This is a genomic window from Pseudomonas sp. 8BK (genome assembly GCF_902506475.1).
In the GTDB taxonomy this organism is placed as follows: domain Bacteria; phylum Pseudomonadota; class Gammaproteobacteria; order Pseudomonadales; family Pseudomonadaceae; genus Aquipseudomonas; species Aquipseudomonas anguilliseptica.
Window position 1 is genome coordinate 3,010,621 of the sequence record NZ_LR733252.1, and the last position, 17,388, is coordinate 3,028,008.

Genomic DNA, 17,388 nt, shown 5'->3' on the forward strand with positions numbered 1-17,388 from the left:
GCTCAGGCCCAGGCAAGGCTGCTCCGGGCTGGCCAGGGTGACTTCGGAGTTGGCCGGCAGGTCCAGCGACGTCACCAGAAAACGCCCCGTGTCGCAGGGGAAACCCTCGCCGCCCGCCCACATCTGCTTGGCCCCTTGGGCCACCAGCACGATGCTCAGCGGCACCAGGCATATCACCGGCGGTGCCACTTCGTCGCGCCGGTAGGGCACCTCTAGGCTTTGTACGAAAAGTATTGCCTCATACAGCGTAGGCTGCAGGCCAGCGTGACCATGGCTGCAAAGCTCCTAGCCAGCTTGTCGTGGCGAGTCCCTATTCTGCGGTTCTCTTTCAGCCAGCCAAACATCCGCTCAATGATGTTTCGCTGTCGATACTTTGGGCAATCAAAATACTCAGAAGCACCCAGATATGCTAGCAAGAGGCCACATGCAGGGCATGTTCTGGCCGATTCCAGCCTATCGCGGCAGACAGTTTTGGGTCGACTTCTGCTGGTCGTGACAGGCCAATATCAGCCCAAAGCACCCGTTGAGCGATGGCCCAACATCGGGGGCGCGCCATCTTTCACAGCATTGACGTCGCAGATTGATCTAACGGAGCCAGGTTGCAGGTGCTGCGGAATCCATCCTAGAAAGTTTACTGTCACGCTGGGCACACCCACACTATCAACGGCACTGGATAATCTCACCAAGCGCCGCTAGAATTGCGCACTTTTTGATCAGCGGTGCCACACAGAGCGCCCGATGAGGTAAGCCCAATGTCAATTACCACACACAAAGTGGGGTTTGTAAGTCTCGGATGCCCCAAGGCGCTGGTGGACTCCGAGCGTATCCTGACCCAGCTGCGCATGGAAGGTTATGAAGTAGTGCCGACCTATCAGGACGCCGACGTGGTGGTGGTCAACACCTGCGGTTTTATCGACAGCGCCAAGGCCGAGTCCCTGGACGTGATCGGCGAAGCGATCAAGGAAAACGGTAAGGTTATCGTCACCGGCTGCATGGGCGTGGAAGAAGGCAGCATCCGTGACGTACACCCCAGCGTGCTGTCGGTGACCGGCCCGCAGCAGTACGAGCAAGTGGTCAACGCCGTGCATGAGGTCGTACCACCGCGCCAGGACCACAACCCACTGATCGACCTGGTACCGCCACAGGGCATCAAACTAACGCCGCGCCACTACGCCTATCTGAAGATTTCCGAAGGCTGCAACCATAGCTGCAGCTTCTGCATCATCCCCTCGATGCGCGGCAAGCTGGTCAGCCGTCCGGTTGGCGAAGTACTCAGCGAAGCCGAGCGCCTGGTCAAAGCTGGCGTGAAAGAGCTGCTGGTGATTTCCCAGGACACCAGCGCCTACGGCGTCGACATGAAGTACAAGACCGACTTCTGGAACGGCCAGCCGGTGAAAACCCGCATGACCGAACTGTGTGAAGCGCTCTCCAGCATGGGCGTATGGGTACGCCTGCACTACGTTTACCCCTACCCGCACGTCGACGAACTGATCCCCCTGATGGCCGCCGGCAAAATCCTGCCGTACCTGGATATCCCCTTCCAGCACGCCAGCCCGAAAGTGCTCAAACTGATGAAGCGCCCAGCCTTCGAAGACAAGACACTCGCGCGAATCAAAGCCTGGCGCGAGATCTGCCCGGAGCTGACCATCCGCTCGACGTTTATCGTCGGCTTCCCCGGCGAAACCGAAGAGGACTTCCAGTACCTGCTCGACTGGCTGACCGAAGCGCAACTCGACCGCGTGGGCTGCTTCCAGTACTCGCCAGTAGAAGGCGCCCCGGCCAACCTGCTCGACAACCCGGTACCGGATGACGTCAAGCAGGATCGCTGGGACCGCTTCATGGCCCACCAGCAAGCCATCAGCACCGCCCGCCTGCAACTCAAGGTCGGCAAGGAAATGGACGTGCTAATTGATGAAGTCGACGACCAAGGCGCCGTTGCCCGCTGCTACGCCGATGCCCCAGAGATCGACGGCAGCGTGTTTATTGCCAGCACCGACGTCAATCCGGGCGATAAAGTCCGCGTACGCATCATCGACGCCGATGAATACGACATGTGGGCCGAGCTGATCTAAACGCCACGCACGTCAGCGCAGAACCATAAAGCCCCGCACAATGCGGGGCTTTTACTGTCCATCTCAACAGAAGAGCAGTCGTGACCTCCCCTCACACTCGATCAAGCGGGCTAATTACCCCCAAACCGCCGCGATTGAGCACATGGGTATAAATCTGCGTCGTTTTCACATCCGCATGACCGAGCAATTCCTGCACCGTGCGGATGTCCTGGCCACTTTCCAGCAGATGAGTCGCAAAAGAATGGCGAAAAGTATGTGGCGTCGCCGGCTTGATAACTCCAGCACGCCTGACCGCCTTACGTACCGCACGTTGGATGGTTTTCTCATGCAGGTGATGACGGAAGATCCCCTTGAAACGCGGATCCTGTGAGCGATTGACTGACGGAAAGACAAACTGCCACCCCCACTCTGCGGCAGCGTTCGGATACTTACGCGCCAGTGCGAACGGCAAGTTGGCGCGACCAAAACCCTCACCAGATCGGCGCGATGCAAAACAGCGACTTTCAGCAGATGCTCCTGCAGCGGCAATACCAAGCGCTGCGGCAACATGGTCACGCGATCCTTCTGCCCTTTACCATCCCGCACTAGAACTTCACCACGAGCAAAATCGACGTCCTTAACCCGCAGCCGAAGTGCCTCCAACAAGCGCAGCCCAGCACCATAAAGTAAATTGGCCACAATCCACTGCACACCCGACAACTCTGCCAACACCCGCGCCGCCTCATCGCGAGTTAGCACAACGGGCAAGTGCTTTGCCTTTTTGGCGCGGACGATGTCATCGAGCCAAGGCAATTGCACATCCAAAACTTGCTTATAAAGAAACAACAGCGCTGCCAACGCCTGATTCTGCGTAGAGCCTGATACATTCCTAGCGACGGCCAGATGAGTCAAAAACGCCTCAATCTCCGCAGCGCCCATTTCCGCGGGATGCCGATAACAATGAAACCGTATGTAGCGTTTCACCCACTCGGCATAGACAGCCTCGGTACGAATCGAATAGTTTCTCAAACGAATCTGCTGGCGCACCTGCACCAACAATTTTGGCTTGCCGTCATCCATGTCGTGTTGCTCCCTGAGAAATGTCGCTTTTGTCGCGACCCACTCCAAGCTAGACAAGGACTTGCAGAACGACAAGGAACATTATCAGACACCTTCAGGTGTTTATGCGACAGGAATGTCGCCTAATTATAGTTATGAACCATCAAGGCTAAACCGTGCCGACCGCTGAGATAGAAGAAGAACTATCCAATTATGTTCATGATCTATTCTTGAACAGAGAATATACAAACTGGAGAAAAGACATAAAGTCAGCCTCTGAAGGGAAGTGGCACTCCCTAGTCTCCAGCTTAGCCATGCATAGCGCGCCAATTGATCAGGCGTTGAGTTTTGGAGAGGAAATTTCCTCAAAATTAATTTTCAACTATACAAAGGCACCAGACTACAAGGCATCTCAAATGCTCATGGTTCAGTTCACCGTATCCGGCAGCATGTGGCATAGCATTGTTTGGCACTGCCCCGAGCGCAATTGATGGCTCATAACTACTGGTTCAAGCCGTTCGCTTCGCTCACTCGGGACCGGCTAAAGCCGGCCCCTTAACCAAACGTTAGGGTCTCATCATTTAATGAAGTTGCTCCAAGACAAGATGCATGATGGCTCGAGAAATTTCCTGTTGCTCCCTACTGGAAGCACACCGCCAATCCGCCTCGTCTTTCGCGTACTCTCGTTGTGGGGAGCCTTCCCTACGGCCTATATACCTAGTCTTGACGAGTCCTGGATAGACTTCAGGTACAAGGGCAATAAATTCAGTATCAACAATCAATACGGCGACTTCTGGTTTTTTGTTGAAAATCCGTCATGCCCTGACTCTGTTCTACTTAAGGTCGCAAACCACTTTGAAAAACTTCTTTGTGTTCAACCCTAACTAGTGGTTCAAATCGTTCGCTTCGCTCACTGGGACGGGCTAAAGCCCGCCCCTTAACCAAACGTTAGGCACTGCAATTGATCATACGAAACGTCCTACTCTACGCGACCTTAGTATTTTCATTCGTAAGTGTCCTGTCGGGTATTTTTATAAATCAGGCAACTTTCACCCAAGGCATCAACACCGCTAGCTTATCTGAAGCTCGCTGGGTACTAATCGCCATGATGCCTGTAGTTCTCATGGTAAATTTCGTTTGGCTTCGCAGAACTCCAGCACAAGGAAAAATTGATACCTATTTTCAAGTCTTTGGGCAAACAGCTCTATTTCTTGCCCCTTATTACTGGCTTTTTAATCATGCGTAAGCAGCGCCTAACAATGCGCTCAAATCGCTCACTTCGTTCGCTGGGACGGGCTAAAGCCCGCCCCTTAGCTTAATCGTTAGGTTTCAACATGACATGGATGACTAAATACACATTGGCAGTGACTCCCCCAGTTCTGCTTTTTACCTTCTGGAAACTGGGCGTTTTTTCCTATCACTACTTCAATTGCCAAGGCAACATTAAGAATCTCGCCCCATGCGCAGCTGGTGGCGTTGATCTATTACCCTGGCTAGGCTTCGGTATATTCTGGAGTCCAATCCTATTTTGGCTATCGCTACCTATCTCAGCATTTTTCTTAATAGATATCGGTGCAAAATATATTGGTTCAAAACGGGGCGTGCAATGAAACCTAACAAGTCGCTAAAATCGCTCACTTCGTTCGCTGGGACGGCGTGCCGCCGCCCCTTAGCTTAATCGTTATGCATAAGCGGTACAGACAACCATGCTAAGAACATTTTGGGCTATATGCCTTCTAATGCAACTGTCATTTGCTCACGGAGCAGAGAGAAAGATGAATGAACCATTAGATATTGACCTTGCATGGGGAGGTTTCTACGCAGGCATTTCAAAAGACAGCGGTGAAATATCTGTTTTTCGCATGCTTGACTTCAACCAAAATGCTTATCATATAGCTATATACAAAGAAGACTTTCAGCACATTCCTTCTGAAAAAGAAATATTGTCACTATCGCCATACATTGGGCACGCACCAATAGATTCAAAAGGCCTTTTAAATTACGACAAAATAATCCTCATCAATACTAAGCAGCTCACAAGCGAAGATTTGATAGGCTACATGTATTACCTTGAGGAATTTGAAGTTCCCGAAAAAGAAAGGAAAGAATTAAGTCAATCGCTCATTAACTACAGCAAGGAACCACCGCTGAAACTAAGGCTAGCCATAGTCAAAGGTGAACTACAGATTAGCGAAAGAAATTAAACCCCTGCATAACAATTGGTTCAAATCGTTCGCCTCGCTCACTGGGACGGGCTAAAGCCCGCCCCTTAACCAAGCGTTAGGCTACCGCACTGAGATAAAGAGGAAAGTGTACATGCACAACCCCAAGGGTTTCTCACAAGAAAGACTACGAGAGCTCGGAGAGAGTCTTGAGAGTCACACATGGGGGAACCGCTGCGAAGTTGAAGCAAGCGACATATGCATGTGCACTAATTGCTATAGACGCTTTCCACCATCGGACATCACGTCTTGGCAAGATGGGGTATCAGCTGTCTGTCCTAATCCGGAGTGCTGCTTTGGCGGCTCCGTTATTGGCTCAGCTTCCGGGCTCAACTTTGAAGACTATGATTACTCGAAAGCAGATACCTAACTAGTGGTTCAAACCGTTCGCTTCGCTCTCTGGGACGGGCTAAAGCCCGCCCCTTAACCAAACGTTAGGCTCACACAAGAAGATCCAGATGCGCTCATACGACGGCGTTAACTATCAGTACATAAGCGATGACGCCGAGAAGGAAAAAGTCATTGGTATCATCGCGAATCTCATCGGCTTTCGGCCTAAAACAGACAGATTGGCCTATTCATTAAGTTTTTATGCCGGTGGTATTGGGGTTGATGACCGCCTTGCTGTCAGTTGCTTATTAGACAATTCTAACTGGCCTGCCATGGTTCAGCGGCTTCGTCTTAAGCGTGTCAGTGAAATATCTGATAACCCGATCTGGGAAGAGGAATTCCGGTGGCTCGTAGGCGCAGAAGAAACCGAAGGATCGCTTGAAGAGCACAGCTACAGGTTTATCAACACTGAGAAGCATGATTTCCAGTATGCGGCTGATCAACAATGCGAGATTTTTTTATCCAATGAGAGCGACGTAAATTCATGGTGTGTTGTGTGGCGAGTCAACGGCCATGTGAACTACTTGAGCTTCGAACAGGGCTAGCCGTCAATAGAGCCTAACAAGTGGTTCAAACCGTTCGCTTCGATCACTGGGACGGGCTAAAGCCCGCCCCTTAACCAAACGTTATGTGCCTCATCAGGAATCTCCAAAATGGAAGCTGAAGATTTCCCCAAAGAAACATCCATTAAAATAACCCTCGGCCACCTGCTGCTTGCCTGGGAGGTCTTGTCTGATAAATTCTCAGACTTGCAGTCAAACGATAGTCTTTCAGAAGAAGAAAGAAGAGCCATTTGGGGTTTAGCGGACTTGCTTGAAAATTCATTAGCTGAAAACGGCGTCAATGGAAAGCCCCAGGCAGAATGGGCGGCGCTTATCAGCAAAGCGAAGGAATATATGAAAACGGTTCCTGTTGATTTCCTTGAATAGCCTCGTGCCGTGAGGAACATAACAATTGGTTCAAACCGTTCGCTTCGCTCACTGGGACGGGCTAAAGCCCGCCCCTTAACCATACGTTACCCCACGGCAATGACCAAACAACTGGCATCTATCCCAATACACAAACCCTGTCGAATACTCGCAGGCCTACTGTTATCAATACTATTGCTCCCGCTGGCCTGCTCAGCATCCCCCATAGGTGCAATCACCAGAATCCACGTGCAGGAACAGGGGATCGGCCCACCGTCTGAAGGCTGCGCCAAGTTTGTGATCGAACCGGCTCAGGTACAGGCCTTCTTTGCGCGGGCGGTGCTTATTTCCGCACGTCAGCAGCATGACTTTTTCCTCTATGGCCCCTGCACTGCGCGCGGCACGTTGCAGACCCGCTACGGCCAATGGCACTGGGTAATCCGCAATCTGGGTACCGCTACGTTGACCGCAAGCAATGGCGACACATTCCTCTTGGGCGACCCAGGTCAGGAGTCGGATTTGTCCGGCGATTAACTCAGAGCAAGCAACCCATTCAAGCTCTGTCTAAATAGCTGCTCGCAAAACACTGTCACACGCCCTTGCTATGCTTTTGCCAGTCGATCACGCACGTGTGGTTACGTTGATCGCTGTTCTACCCCTTCCCTTTTATTTGATGGAGGCCGCCATGGCTGGTTGGTATGAACTTTCGAAGAACGATAAAGGCCAGTTCTTTTTCGTACTGAAGGCAGGCAATGCCGAGGTAATTTTGCGCAGTGAACAATACGAAACTCGCGCGGCTGCCGAAGGCGGCATTGCTTCGGTGCAGAAGAACTCGCCCGCCGATGAGCGTTACGAGCGCAAGGATGCCAGTGACGGACGCTTTTACTTCAACCTCAAGGCGGCCAACCATCAGGTGATTGGCACCAGCCAGATGTACAAGGCTGCGGCCAGTCGTGAGGGCGGTATTGAGTCGGTCAAGACCAATGGCCCTACGACCACCATCAAGACTGACTAACACTCAGGGCACGTCAGCCAGCAGGTTCAACCGTTCTGACTGCTGCTGAAAATGCCGTCGCCAGCGGCGGCATGCCCTTGTGATACGCCAGGGGCCTAGGTAACGTGAGCGCACTTTTCAGGAGTGCCACGATGCGTTTCAGCCGCCCTTTTTGTTTTGCCTTGTTGCCACTGCTCGCCAGCTGCCAAATGTTTACCGACAAACCCGCCGAGCCGGTAACTGGGCAGACACGCATGCAGGGCGAGCTGAGCCTGAATGCGGGCCAATTGCTGTTTCGCCCCTGCCAGGAACAACGTCAATTTATCCTCAAGGAAGACAGCGCCGCCGAACTGAGCAGCGATGCCAGCGCACTCTTCGCTGACGGCCACACAACGCTCTATGTTGATATGCGCGGCCAGCTACAGGCCAATGCGCAGCAAGGTGTGGATGGCCAGTTCGTGCCGAGCCAGGTGTACCGCGTACAGGCTGAAGGCCATGGCTGCACGGATATCAACTTCGCCCGCACCCTTCTGCGTGCCAGCGGCCATGAGCCAGACTGGAATATCGCGGTAAGCAGTCAGGGTCTGATCCTCAATCGTCCAGGCCAAGAACCACAGGCGCTGCCGTACCTGGAGGAGCAATTGCCCGAAGGCCGCCTCAACCTCAGCAGCGAAGCCAATGGCCAACGCCTTGATCTCTGGGTCGCCCGCCAGCGCTGCGTCGACAGCATGAGTGGCGCGGTACAGCACCTGAGCGCTGAATTACGCCTCAACGGCGAAGTCCTGCGAGGCTGCGCCTACCTAGGTGGCGCGCGTAGCGACTGAGCCGCGGATACACCGGCCAATGCGCAGATAGCTGAGATAGATCAGCCGCTTGCTAGACGATTGGCCTAAGCTGCAAAGGAAGACAGCCAAAGGGATATCGTTATGCTGCGCATTGCTATCAATGGATATGGACGTATCGGTCGCTGCCTGGTGCGCGCGTTGTTCGAGCGCAAAATGGAGCAGCAGATTCACCTCACCGCGATCAATGACCTAGGTGAGCAAAGCACCCTCGCCCACCTCACCCGCTTCGACTCCACCTTCGGCCGCTTTCCTGGGGAGATCAGCCTGGACGGCGATACCCTGCTGGTAAACGGCCACCCGATCCGGCTGCTGCGTGAGCGCGAAGTCACCAACCTGCCCTGGCGTGAGCACGCGGTAGATCTGGTGCTCGAATGCACCGGCAAGCTGAAGAAGCGCGAACAGGTCGAACAGCACATCAGCGCCGGCAGCCCCCGCGTGCTGCTCTCGCATCCGCTGGACAGCGCCGATCTGACCGTGGTCTACGGCGTTAACCACCAGTTGCTGGGCGATCAGCAGATCGTTTCCAACGCCTCCTGCACGACCAACTGTCTGGCGCCGATGGCCAAGGTGCTGCACGAGGCCGTGGGCATTCGTCAGGGCCTGGTCAACACCATCCACTCCTATACCAATGACCAGAACCTGCTGGACAAGACTCACAGCGACCTCTACCGCGCCCGCGCCGCCGTGTTGTCGATGATCCCCACTAGCACCGGCGCGGCCAAGGCCATTGGCTTGGTGATGCCGGAACTGGCCGGACGCCTGGATGGCTTATCGATACGCGTACCAACGCCCAACGTGTCACTGGTCGATCTGACATTTACCAGCGAACGCCCGACCAGCCGCGAAGCCATCAACGCCGCCCTGCAAGCCGGCGCCACGCAGTTGCTAGCTGGGGTGATGGAATGCAATGACGTGGCGCTGGTGTCCAGCGACTTCAATGGCTATCCAGTGTCCTGCGTGGTCGACCTCAGCCACACCCGCGTGCAGGGCGATCTGGTCAAGGTGCTGGCCTGGTATGACAACGAGTGGGCGTTCGCCAACCGCATGCTTGATGTGATGCTGGCGTGGGTAAAGCCTGAGGCGCGCTAGCACCCAGGCTTGGATGCTGCCACATGGCGAGCCGCTGCCGTTGATCGGCAGCGGCCCTTAGCCCGAGATCAGGCGTATAATCGCCGCTTTTTAAAGCTGCCGGGTTGCCTCCGGCCCTGAAAGTGGATCGTCCCTCATGCTTCGTATCACCGAACTCAAGCTACCCCTCGACCACCCCGACGAGGCACTACGCCCGGCCATCGTCCAGCGTCTGGGGATTGCCGACAGCGAGCTGCTCGACTTCACCCTGTTCAAACGCAGCTACGACGCGCGCAAGAAATCCACTGAGATGCACTTTATCTACACCATCGACTGCGAGCTGCGCGATGAAGCGGCGCTGCTGGCCAAGTTCAGCGATGACCGGCATATCAGCGTCACCCCGGATACCACCTACAAACCCGTCGGCCTGGCGCCTGAGAACCTCGCAGAGCGCCCGCTGGTCGTCGGTTTTGGCCCCTGCGGAATTTTCGCCGCGCTGATTCTCGCCCAGGCTGGGCTCAAACCCATCGTGCTGGAACGCGGCACCGAAGTACGCCAGCGCACCAAGGACACCTGGGGCCTGTGGCGCCAGAAGGTGCTCAACCCGGAGTCCAACGTGCAGTTTGGCGAGGGCGGTGCCGGCACCTTCTCCGACGGCAAGCTGTACAGCCAGATCAAGGACCCCAAGCATTACGGGCGTAAGGTGCTGCAGGAGTTCGTCAAGGCCGGCGCGCCAGAGGAAATCCTCTACGTCAGCAAGCCACATATCGGCACCTTCCGCCTCACCGGCGTGGTCGCCACCATGCGCGAGGAAATCAAGGCGCTGGGCGGCGAAGTGCGCTTCCAGCAACGCGTCAGTGATGTGCTGATCGAAGAAGGTCAGCTCAAGGGCGTGGTGCTCGACAGTGGCGAGCAGATTCTCAGCCGCCAGGTGATCCTGGCCCTGGGCCACAGCTCGCGTGACACCTTCCGCATGCTGCACAAACGCGAAGTCTTCATGGAGGCCAAGCCGTTCTCGGTGGGCTTTCGTATCGAGCACCCGCAAGGCCTGATCGACCGCGCACGCCTCGGTAAATACGCCGGCCATCCCAAGCTCGGCGCCGCAGATTACAAACTGGTGCACCACGCCAAGAACGGCCGCTCGGTTTACAGCTTCTGCATGTGCCCAGGCGGTACCGTTGTTGCGGCGACTTCCGAGCCGAACCGCGTGGTGACCAACGGCATGAGCCAGTACTCGCGCAATGAGCGCAATGCCAACGCCGGCATCGTCGTCGGCATCACCCCTGAGCAGGATTATCCCGACGGTCCGCTGGCCGGTGTTGAACTGCAGGAACGTCTGGAATCCCAGGCCTATCTGCTCGGCGGCAGCACCTACGAAGCACCGGGGCAACTGGTTGGCGACTTTATCGCCGGCAAACCTTCTACAGAGCTGGGTAGCGTCGAACCATCCTACAAACCTGGGATCAAGCTGGGCGACCTGGCTTTGGCGTTGCCGGACTTTGCCATCGAAGCGATCCGCGAAGCGCTACCGGCCTTCGGCAAGCAGATCAAAGGTTTCGACCTGCATGACGCGGTGCTGACTGGCATCGAAACCCGCACCTCTTCGCCACTGCGCATCACCCGTGGCGCGGATATGCAGAGCCTCAACGTTCGTGGCCTGTACCCGGCCGGTGAAGGCGCGGGTTACGCCGGCGGTATTCTGTCGGCGGGTGTCGATGGTATTCGCGTGGCCGAAGCGCTGATTCGCGACATGCTGGATATTGCCGAACCAGCCTAGGCCATCATCCGCAGCTGCCTGCAAGCCAGGCAGCATGTGGACTACAGCTTGACCAACTCAACCCGGCGATTCTTCGCCCGCCCTTCTTCACTGCGATTGTCCGCCACTGGCCGTTCCTGGCCGAAGCCCGCAGCAGTCAGCCGCTGCACCTCGATACCGGCGGCGACTATGGCATTCATCACGCTCAGTGCGCGCTGTTCAGACAGCAGCTTGTTGGCCTCGGCCTGACCCTGACTGTCAGTATGGCCTTCGACGGCCAGGCGCAGATCCGGCGCGGCTTTAAGCATGCTGACAATCTCTGCCACCGTGGCCTGGCCATCGGCCTTGAGCTCGGCCTTGCCAGTATCGAAGTTGATATACAGAGCGATAAAGCCGTTGCGGTTGAGTTCATCGAGCAACTGATTGGCAGTCACCACCTGCTGCATGGCCGCCACTTCGACGATCACCAGCTTGTAGCTCTGCGTCGGTGCGCTGAAAATCTCCGGTTCGAGACGCACCCACACCTGCTTACCGCCAGTCGTGACCTTCAGCGTGGTTTCACCGCCATCACCGTCCTGGGGCAGACGCTCGTAAATCACTTCGCCACCGATCGACTTGATCGCATTCTGGTAGTTGCGCAGCAACTGCAGCGGGCTCGGCTGGCTGTCTACCGCGTTGTGGAAATAGCGAATCTGCGTGGCATCGCCTTCCACGGTCTGGCGCTGTGGTACGCCGTCCTGAGTACCGGTGGCGAACTGCGCGGCATTGTAGTTCTGCTCGTATTCGACGATATGCGAGTTCGGGTAGCGAGACAGCAGCGGATGATCCTTCGACCCCGCCGTATCATCGGTAGCCAGCGCTGCCTGACTCAACCCAACGGCCGACCACAGCAGCATGTGCAAGCAGCTGCGCGCAATTCCCATGGCATTTCTCCTGCTGCATTCGGGGCGCGGCGTGCGCCCGCCTACAGCAGTGACTTTAGACCAGCCGCTACCGAGCAGCCGCCTACACCCCCACCACGGGCAAGTCACTCGGCAAGCTAACACCGCGCTCGGCGCAATCCGCTACCGCTGCGATCAACCCAGTCAGCTCGAAACCCTGGGCGCTGAGCCAGACCTGATCGTAGTAGGTGTCGGCATAGCGCTCGCCACCATCGCAGAGAATCGCCACCACCGAGCCGGACTCACCCGCCGCAACCATCCGCTGCGCCACCAGCAATGCGCCAATCAGATTGGTGCCGCTGGAGCCACCCACTTTCCGGCCCAGCCGCAGCGCCAGGTAATGCATGGCGGCCAGAGACAAGGCATCTGGCACCTTGCACATGGCATCGATCACTGACGGCAGAAAGGACGCCTCGACCCGGGGCCGACCGATGCCTTCGATACGCGAACCATGGTTCAGGCACAAGCTGGCATCACCCGTGCGGTAGTAATCGAAGAAAACCGAACGCTCGGCATCGGCGCACAACACCTGAGTGCTGTGGCGGCGATAACGCACATAACGCCCCAGCGTGGCCAGAGTACCGCCGGTGCCAGGACTGGACACCAGCCAGCTTGGCTCAGGGAAACGTTCGCTGCGCAGCTGCTGGAAGATCGACTCGGCAATATTGTTGTTGGCGCGCCAGTCGGTGGCGCGCTCGGCGTAGGTGAACTGATCCATAAAATGCCCACCAGTCTCACGCGCCAGGCGCTCAGACTCGGCGTAGATCTGCGTCGGGTCCTGCACCAGATGGCTCTGCCCGCCATAAAAAGCGATCTGCGCGATCTTCTCCTTCGAGGTGCTGGCCGGCATCACCGCAATAAACGGCAACCCCAGCAAGCGGGCAAAATAGGCCTCGGAAATCGCCGTGGAGCCGCTAGACGCCTCGATCACCGGCGCGCCGGGCTTGAGCCAGCCGTTACACAGTGCATAAAGAAAAAGCGAACGCGCCAGGCGATGTTTAAGACTGCCAGTGGGATGGCTGGACTCATCCTTGAAATACAGCTCGACACCCGGCAAGCCTGGCAGCGCCAGGGGAATCAGGTGGGTGTCGGCGCTGCGCTGAAAGTCCGCCTCGATGATGCGGATCGCTTCACGCGCCCAGGTTCGGGTATCACTCATCACTTTGTCCTCAATCCAGAACACCAGCGGGCATGGGCGTCGCTCCCTGCCACTGACTCAGTAAGACACCGGCAAACACCAATGCAGCGGCCACTATCTGCAAGGTATTCAGGCTTTCGCCTAATAGCAGTATGGCGAACAACAGGGTGAACACCGGGATCAGGTTGGTAAAGGCCGACGCCTGACTGGCCGGCAAGCGGATGACGCCGAAGTTGTACATCCCGTAAGCGCCCACCGTGACCAATATGCCCAGGTACGCCACCGCGCCCTGGCCCATGGGGCTGACGCTGGTTGGCAAAGGTGCACTGAACAGCGCCAGGGGTAGAAAGAAGATAGTGCCGACAAAGGCCACCATGGCCGTCAGCAGAAAGGGCGAATAGCGTGATGACAGGTGCTTGAGCAACAGGGTGTAACCCATGGCGCAGAGCATCGCCAGCAGCTCGTAGAAGTTGCCGAGAATCGGGTTGCTGGCATGCTCATCGGCGCTACCGGCCAAGCTAAGCCATACGGCGCCGATCAACGCCAGGAGAAAGCCCGCAAGGGTGATGCGGCTGACCCGCTCGCGCAGGAAAATAAACGCCCCCACCGCCACCAGCAGCGGCAGCAACGCCGTGACCATGCCCGCTTGCGCTGCACTGGTGTGCTGCAGCGCCAGGGCTTCAAAGAGGAAATACAGACAGGGTTCGCAGGCCGCCAGGCCCAGCAGGTACTTCCAGTCACCGGTGCGGTAATGCATCTGTCCGCGCCAGCGCCAGGCCAGCAGAAACACCAGGCTGCCGAGGGCCATACGGCCGAAAATCACCCACAGCGGCGGCAACTCGGCAAAGGCCAGTTTCAGTGCAATAAAGGAACTGCCCCACAGCGCCATGGCGACAACCAGGCAGATCACCGCGATGCCCCTTCCCCGCTCACCCATACCCAAGCCCCTGACTAAAGGCTGCAGTGTAGAGAGGCCGGCGCGCTACCGACAGATACAGTCAGAGCCGCGAACTGTGCGGGGGGTCGAGACGAGACAGCCGACGCGGCTAAAGCCCCTCCCACAGGAAGCGCGACGCAACCGGCACCTTATTGTTCCCAGGGCTTACCGCGAGTTTGCTCACTGATCTGCAGCTTCTGCTGCAGCGCGGCCTTGGCCAGCATATGGGCGCTGACCGGTGCGGTGATAAACAGAAACAGGGCGATCAACAGCTCATGCAGGCTGACACCCTCACCACGAAAGCTGAAGTAGATCAGTGAGGCAATCACCATGCCGCCCACACCCAGGGTGCTGGCCTTGGTCGGGCCGTGCAGGCGCATAAAGAAATCCGGCAGGCGGTACAGGCCAATCGCACCGATCAAGGCGAACAGGCTGCCGATCAGCAGAAACAGCGCTACCAGCGCTTCGATCCAGAAAGCCATCAGATGCTCCTCATTCGATGATGTCGCCGCGCAGTAAATACTTGGCCACGGCCACCGTGCCGATAAAGCCCATCACCGCAATCAGCAGGGCCGCTTCAAAATACAGGTCCGAGCCCAACCAGATGCCGAACAGCACCAGCATGGCAATCGCGTTGATATACAGGGTATCCAGGGCCAGGATACGGTCGGGCAGATCCGGGCCAATAATCAGGCGCGCCATGGTCAGCACCAGGGCCAGGCCGATGATCACCAGGCACAGCGGAATCACGTAGGCGAGCATGTGAATACCTCCAGCAAGGGTGCTTCGTAGCGCTGTTTGATTTCTGCCACCAAGGCTTCGGCGTCCGGCACATCCAGGCCGTGCACCAGCAACAGCTTGCGGTCATCGCTGAGGTCGGCAGAGACCGTGCCAGGGGTCAGGGAGATGATGCTGGTGAGCATGGTTAGAGCCAGCTCATCTTCCAGCAGCAGGGGAATTTCCACGAAGGCCGGGCGCAGCTTGGCGGGCGAGCCGAGGATCAGTTTGGCCACCTGCAGGTTGGCCATGACGATATCGCCAAGAATGCGCAGCAGAAACAGGCACAGCTTGAGCGGCTTGTAGACCCGTGGCGGGTTGATCCAGAACACCTGGGTCAGCAAGGGGATAGCCCAACCGAGCAGCACGCCGAGCAGCCAGTGGCCCAGGCTCAGGTCATTCATTAACAGCAGCCAGACCAGCAGCAGGCACAGGCTCAGCAGCGGATGGGGTAACCAGCGACGTGCTTTCATCGTGCAGCTCCCGATTCGATGATTTGCCGGTACAGCGCCAGGTCATGCAGCTGGCTGGCCGTGGCTTCGACATAACTGAGCAGCGGCGCGGCGCCGACCATCAGCAGTAGGCTTAGCAGCAGCAAGCCAGCACAAGCCAGCAGCCGGCCGTAATCCAGCTCGGCGCTGTCCAGCTGGCTCAGGCCAACGCGCCAGAACAGCATGCTGCCAGCACGGCTCAGAGCAATCAGGGTCAGCAAGCCGCCGCCCAGTACCACCGGCCAGAGCATTAGCGCCTGCACACCCGGCTCCAGCGAGCGCAGCAACAGCAGCTTGCCGATAAACCCGGAAAGCGGCGGCAGGCCGGCCACGGCAATCGCACCGAAAAAGAACAGGCCGCCGAGCAGGTGCGGATTCTGTAGCGCCGGGCCCTGCACCAGCAGCGCTTCTTTAACGCCACGTTGGCGGGCAATCAGGTCGGCCAGCAGGAACAACCCACCGGCAACCCAGGTGCTGTGCACCAGGTAATACAGCGCACCGGCCAGGGCTTGTTCGGTGCCGATGGCAATACCGGCGAGCAAGGTGCCGACCGACACCACCACCAGATACGCCAGCAACCCCTGCAGGCTGACCGCCGCCAGCGCGCCAATCACGCCCAGTGCCAGGGTCAGCAGGGCAATCGGCCAGAGCCAGTCGCCCGCCATATTGGCCAGACTGCCGGCCTCATCGCCGAAGATCAGCGTGTACACGCGGATGATCGAATACAGGCCGACCTTGGTCATGATCGCAAACAGCGCCGCGACCGGCGCAGTGGCCGTGGCATAGGCTTTGGGCAGCCAGAAATACAGCGGCAGAAATGCCGCCTTGAGGCCGAACACCACGAGCAGCAACAACCCGGCAGCACCGAGCAGCGCTGCATCATCCGGTCCGGCAGCGGCCACGCGAAGGGCCATATCTGCCATGTTCAGGGTGCCGGTGATGCCATACAGCACGCCCACGGCGAGCAGGAAGAACGCCGAGCCCACCAGATTCAGCACCACGTAATGCAGCCCCGCACGCACCCGCTCAGCCCCGCCACCATGCACCAGCAGCGCATAGGAGGCGATCAGCAGGATCTCGAAGAACACGAACAGGTTGAACAGATCGCCGGTGAGGAAGGCGCCGTTGATGCCCATCAGCTGGAACTGGAACAGCGCATGAAAACTCTGCCCACGCTCATCGTCGCCACGCACCGCATACAACAAGGCGAAGCTGCCAAGCACCGCCGTGACCACCAGCAGCAAGGCGCTTAGGCGATCGAGCAGCAGGATGATGCCGAACGGCGCCGCCCAGTTACCGGCGGCATACACCTGCAACACGCCCTGGTCGGCCAGCCAAAGCAGATAGCCGCTCAACGGCAGCAGCAATAGAGTTGCCAGCAGTGACAAGCTGCGTTTGACCCGCAGGCTCAGGCCCGCGCCCAGCAGCAACAGGCTGCCGGCAAACATTGGCAGCAGAATGGGCAGAATCAAGCCGTGATTCATTGTGCAGGCTCCTGGCCGTCAACATGGTCGGTCTGGGTTTCACCCACGCTGCGCAGCGCCAGCACCACGACGAATGCCGTCATGGCAAAACCGATCACGATGGCGGTCAGCACCAGCGCCTGCGGCAGCGGGTCCGCGTATTGGTTGCCTTGGCCGATCACCGTGAACACGCCGCTCTGCAAGCGGCCCATGGCAAACAGGAACAGGTTTACCGCATAGGAAATCAGCGTCAGCCCCAGCACCACCGGGAAGGTCCGCGCGCGCAGCAGCAGGTACACGCCGCTGGCGGTGAGGATGCCCAGAGTCGCGGCAAATATGGCTTCCATC

Annotated in this window: 17 protein-coding genes and 3 pseudogenes; 9 read left to right on the top strand and 11 right to left on the bottom strand. The window is 57.5% G+C overall.

Translation table 11 applies throughout. The features are described 5' to 3' along the window. A pseudogene (locus ACIN8IBEIGE_RS20975) lies at positions 1 to 192 on the bottom strand (AraC family transcriptional regulator); the annotation flags it as partial. Between the two features lie 20 nt (positions 193 to 212). Beyond that, positions 213 to 386, bottom strand: a pseudogene (locus tag ACIN8IBEIGE_RS14080) (transposase); the annotation flags it as partial. A gap of 366 nt (positions 387 to 752) precedes the next feature. On the opposite strand from ACIN8IBEIGE_RS14080, the gene rimO reads away from it, so the two are divergent. Continuing rightward, entirely contained in the window at positions 753 to 2,072 is a 1,320-nt protein-coding gene (gene rimO / locus ACIN8IBEIGE_RS14085; RefSeq protein ID WP_160015203.1) for a 30S ribosomal protein S12 methylthiotransferase RimO, read from the top strand. A gap of 91 nt (positions 2,073 to 2,163) precedes the next feature. On the opposite strand, the pseudogene ACIN8IBEIGE_RS20980 reads toward rimO, so the two are convergent. Beyond that, positions 2,164 to 3,131: pseudogene (locus ACIN8IBEIGE_RS20980) on the bottom strand (integron integrase). Positions 3,132 to 4,885: 1,754 nt separating this feature from the next. Here ACIN8IBEIGE_RS20980 and ACIN8IBEIGE_RS14095 point away from each other — a divergent pair. The 8 genes from ACIN8IBEIGE_RS14095 to ACIN8IBEIGE_RS14130 all read left to right on the top strand — a co-directional run bounded on the left by ACIN8IBEIGE_RS14095 (position 4,886) and on the right by ACIN8IBEIGE_RS14130 (position 11,314). After that, entirely contained in the window at positions 4,886 to 5,314 is a 429-nt protein-coding gene (locus ACIN8IBEIGE_RS14095; RefSeq protein ID WP_160015205.1) for a hypothetical protein, read from the top strand. Positions 5,315 to 5,790: 476 nt separating this feature from the next. Then, positions 5,791 to 6,267 (top strand): hypothetical protein, encoded by a 477-nt coding sequence (locus ACIN8IBEIGE_RS14100; RefSeq protein ID WP_160015207.1) that lies wholly within the window; start codon positions 5,791 to 5,793, stop codon positions 6,265 to 6,267. A gap of 108 nt (positions 6,268 to 6,375) precedes the next feature. Further along, entirely contained in the window at positions 6,376 to 6,651 is a 276-nt protein-coding gene (locus tag ACIN8IBEIGE_RS14105; RefSeq protein ID WP_160015209.1) for a hypothetical protein, read from the top strand. Positions 6,652 to 6,879: 228 nt separating this feature from the next. Further along, positions 6,880 to 7,164 carry a hypothetical protein gene (locus ACIN8IBEIGE_RS14110; protein ID WP_244161191.1) on the top strand — a complete coding sequence of 95 codons (285 nt, stop codon included), beginning with the start codon at positions 6,880 to 6,882 and terminating at the stop codon, positions 7,162 to 7,164. Positions 7,165 to 7,315: 151 nt separating this feature from the next. Then, complete coding sequence (locus ACIN8IBEIGE_RS14115) at positions 7,316 to 7,645, top strand: YegP family protein (RefSeq protein WP_160015213.1); 330 nt, start codon at positions 7,316 to 7,318, stop codon at positions 7,643 to 7,645. A gap of 131 nt (positions 7,646 to 7,776) precedes the next feature. Beyond that, positions 7,777 to 8,448, top strand: a complete 672-nt coding sequence (locus tag ACIN8IBEIGE_RS14120; RefSeq protein ID WP_160015214.1) for a COG3650 family protein — start codon at positions 7,777 to 7,779, stop codon at positions 8,446 to 8,448. Between the two features lie 102 nt (positions 8,449 to 8,550). After that, entirely contained in the window at positions 8,551 to 9,558 is a 1,008-nt protein-coding gene (gene gap, locus ACIN8IBEIGE_RS14125; protein WP_160015216.1) for a type I glyceraldehyde-3-phosphate dehydrogenase, read from the top strand. 136 nt (positions 9,559 to 9,694) lie between these two features. Beyond that, complete coding sequence (locus ACIN8IBEIGE_RS14130) at positions 9,695 to 11,314, top strand: NAD(P)/FAD-dependent oxidoreductase (RefSeq protein ID WP_160015218.1); 1,620 nt, start codon at positions 9,695 to 9,697, stop codon at positions 11,312 to 11,314. Positions 11,315 to 11,355: 41 nt separating this feature from the next. Here ACIN8IBEIGE_RS14130 and ACIN8IBEIGE_RS14135 read toward each other — a convergent pair whose 3' ends face one another. From ACIN8IBEIGE_RS14135 to ACIN8IBEIGE_RS14170, 8 genes are all read right to left on the bottom strand, one after another. After that, on the bottom strand, positions 11,356 to 12,216 hold the full coding sequence (locus ACIN8IBEIGE_RS14135; protein ID WP_160015219.1) for an OmpA family protein: 861 nt from the start codon (positions 12,214 to 12,216) through the stop codon (positions 11,356 to 11,358). A gap of 82 nt (positions 12,217 to 12,298) precedes the next feature. Beyond that, on the bottom strand, positions 12,299 to 13,393 hold the full coding sequence (locus tag ACIN8IBEIGE_RS14140) for a PLP-dependent cysteine synthase family protein (RefSeq protein WP_160015221.1): 1,095 nt from the start codon (positions 13,391 to 13,393) through the stop codon (positions 12,299 to 12,301). 10 nt (positions 13,394 to 13,403) lie between these two features. Then, positions 13,404 to 14,309: a DMT family transporter gene (locus ACIN8IBEIGE_RS14145; RefSeq protein WP_160015222.1), complete on the bottom strand. Its 906-nt coding sequence runs from the start codon at positions 14,307 to 14,309 to the stop codon at positions 13,404 to 13,406. A 149-nt stretch (positions 14,310 to 14,458) separates the two neighbouring features. Then, positions 14,459 to 14,791, bottom strand: a complete 333-nt coding sequence (locus ACIN8IBEIGE_RS14150; protein ID WP_160015224.1) for a Na+/H+ antiporter subunit G — start codon at positions 14,789 to 14,791, stop codon at positions 14,459 to 14,461. A gap of 10 nt (positions 14,792 to 14,801) precedes the next feature. Beyond that, on the bottom strand, positions 14,802 to 15,071 hold the full coding sequence (locus ACIN8IBEIGE_RS14155) for a K+/H+ antiporter subunit F (protein ID WP_160015225.1): 270 nt from the start codon (positions 15,069 to 15,071) through the stop codon (positions 14,802 to 14,804). Next, positions 15,056 to 15,559 carry a Na+/H+ antiporter subunit E gene (locus ACIN8IBEIGE_RS14160; protein WP_160015226.1) on the bottom strand — a complete coding sequence of 168 codons (504 nt, stop codon included), beginning with the start codon at positions 15,557 to 15,559 and terminating at the stop codon, positions 15,056 to 15,058. The genes ACIN8IBEIGE_RS14155 and ACIN8IBEIGE_RS14160 overlap by 16 nt, the downstream gene beginning before the upstream one ends. Next, on the bottom strand, positions 15,556 to 17,061 hold the full coding sequence (locus ACIN8IBEIGE_RS14165; RefSeq protein ID WP_160015227.1) for a monovalent cation/H+ antiporter subunit D: 1,506 nt from the start codon (positions 17,059 to 17,061) through the stop codon (positions 15,556 to 15,558). Before ACIN8IBEIGE_RS14165 ends, ACIN8IBEIGE_RS14160 begins: the two co-directional genes overlap by 4 nt. Next, a complete protein-coding gene (locus ACIN8IBEIGE_RS14170; RefSeq protein ID WP_160015228.1) occupies positions 17,058 to 17,387 on the bottom strand; it encodes a Na+/H+ antiporter subunit C in 330 nt (109 codons plus the stop codon). The genes ACIN8IBEIGE_RS14165 and ACIN8IBEIGE_RS14170 overlap by 4 nt, the downstream gene beginning before the upstream one ends. Between the last annotated feature and the right edge of the window lies 1 nt (position 17,388).

Excerpts from the sequence above, each read along its gene's own strand:
- ACIN8IBEIGE_RS14140 (WP_160015221.1), bottom strand. The coding sequence starts at position 13,393 with ATGAGTGATACCCGAACCTGGGCGCGTGAAGCGATCCGCATCATCGAG.
- ACIN8IBEIGE_RS14165 (WP_160015227.1), bottom strand. The coding sequence starts at position 17,061 with ATGAATCACGGCTTGATTCTGCCCATTCTGCTGCCAATGTTTGCCGGC.
- ACIN8IBEIGE_RS14105 (WP_160015209.1), top strand. The coding sequence starts at position 6,376 with ATGGAAGCTGAAGATTTCCCCAAAGAAACATCCATTAAAATAACCCTC.
- ACIN8IBEIGE_RS14115 (WP_160015213.1), top strand. The coding sequence starts at position 7,316 with ATGGCTGGTTGGTATGAACTTTCGAAGAACGATAAAGGCCAGTTCTTT.
- ACIN8IBEIGE_RS14150 (WP_160015224.1), bottom strand. The coding sequence starts at position 14,791 with ATGGCTTTCTGGATCGAAGCGCTGGTAGCGCTGTTTCTGCTGATCGGC.
- ACIN8IBEIGE_RS14135 (WP_160015219.1), bottom strand. The coding sequence starts at position 12,216 with ATGGGAATTGCGCGCAGCTGCTTGCACATGCTGCTGTGGTCGGCCGTT.
- gap (WP_160015216.1), top strand. The coding sequence starts at position 8,551 with ATGCTGCGCATTGCTATCAATGGATATGGACGTATCGGTCGCTGCCTG.
- ACIN8IBEIGE_RS14155 (WP_160015225.1), bottom strand. The coding sequence starts at position 15,071 with ATGCTCGCCTACGTGATTCCGCTGTGCCTGGTGATCATCGGCCTGGCC.
- ACIN8IBEIGE_RS14160 (WP_160015226.1), bottom strand. The coding sequence starts at position 15,559 with ATGAAAGCACGTCGCTGGTTACCCCATCCGCTGCTGAGCCTGTGCCTG.
- ACIN8IBEIGE_RS14095 (WP_160015205.1), top strand. The coding sequence starts at position 4,886 with ATGAATGAACCATTAGATATTGACCTTGCATGGGGAGGTTTCTACGCA.
- ACIN8IBEIGE_RS14120 (WP_160015214.1), top strand. The coding sequence starts at position 7,777 with ATGCGTTTCAGCCGCCCTTTTTGTTTTGCCTTGTTGCCACTGCTCGCC.
- ACIN8IBEIGE_RS14145 (WP_160015222.1), bottom strand. The coding sequence starts at position 14,309 with ATGGGTGAGCGGGGAAGGGGCATCGCGGTGATCTGCCTGGTTGTCGCC.
- ACIN8IBEIGE_RS14130 (WP_160015218.1), top strand. The coding sequence starts at position 9,695 with ATGCTTCGTATCACCGAACTCAAGCTACCCCTCGACCACCCCGACGAG.
- ACIN8IBEIGE_RS14170 (WP_160015228.1), bottom strand. The coding sequence starts at position 17,387 with ATGGAAGCCATATTTGCCGCGACTCTGGGCATCCTCACCGCCAGCGGC.
- ACIN8IBEIGE_RS14100 (WP_160015207.1), top strand. The coding sequence starts at position 5,791 with ATGCGCTCATACGACGGCGTTAACTATCAGTACATAAGCGATGACGCC.
- rimO (WP_160015203.1), top strand. The coding sequence starts at position 753 with ATGTCAATTACCACACACAAAGTGGGGTTTGTAAGTCTCGGATGCCCC.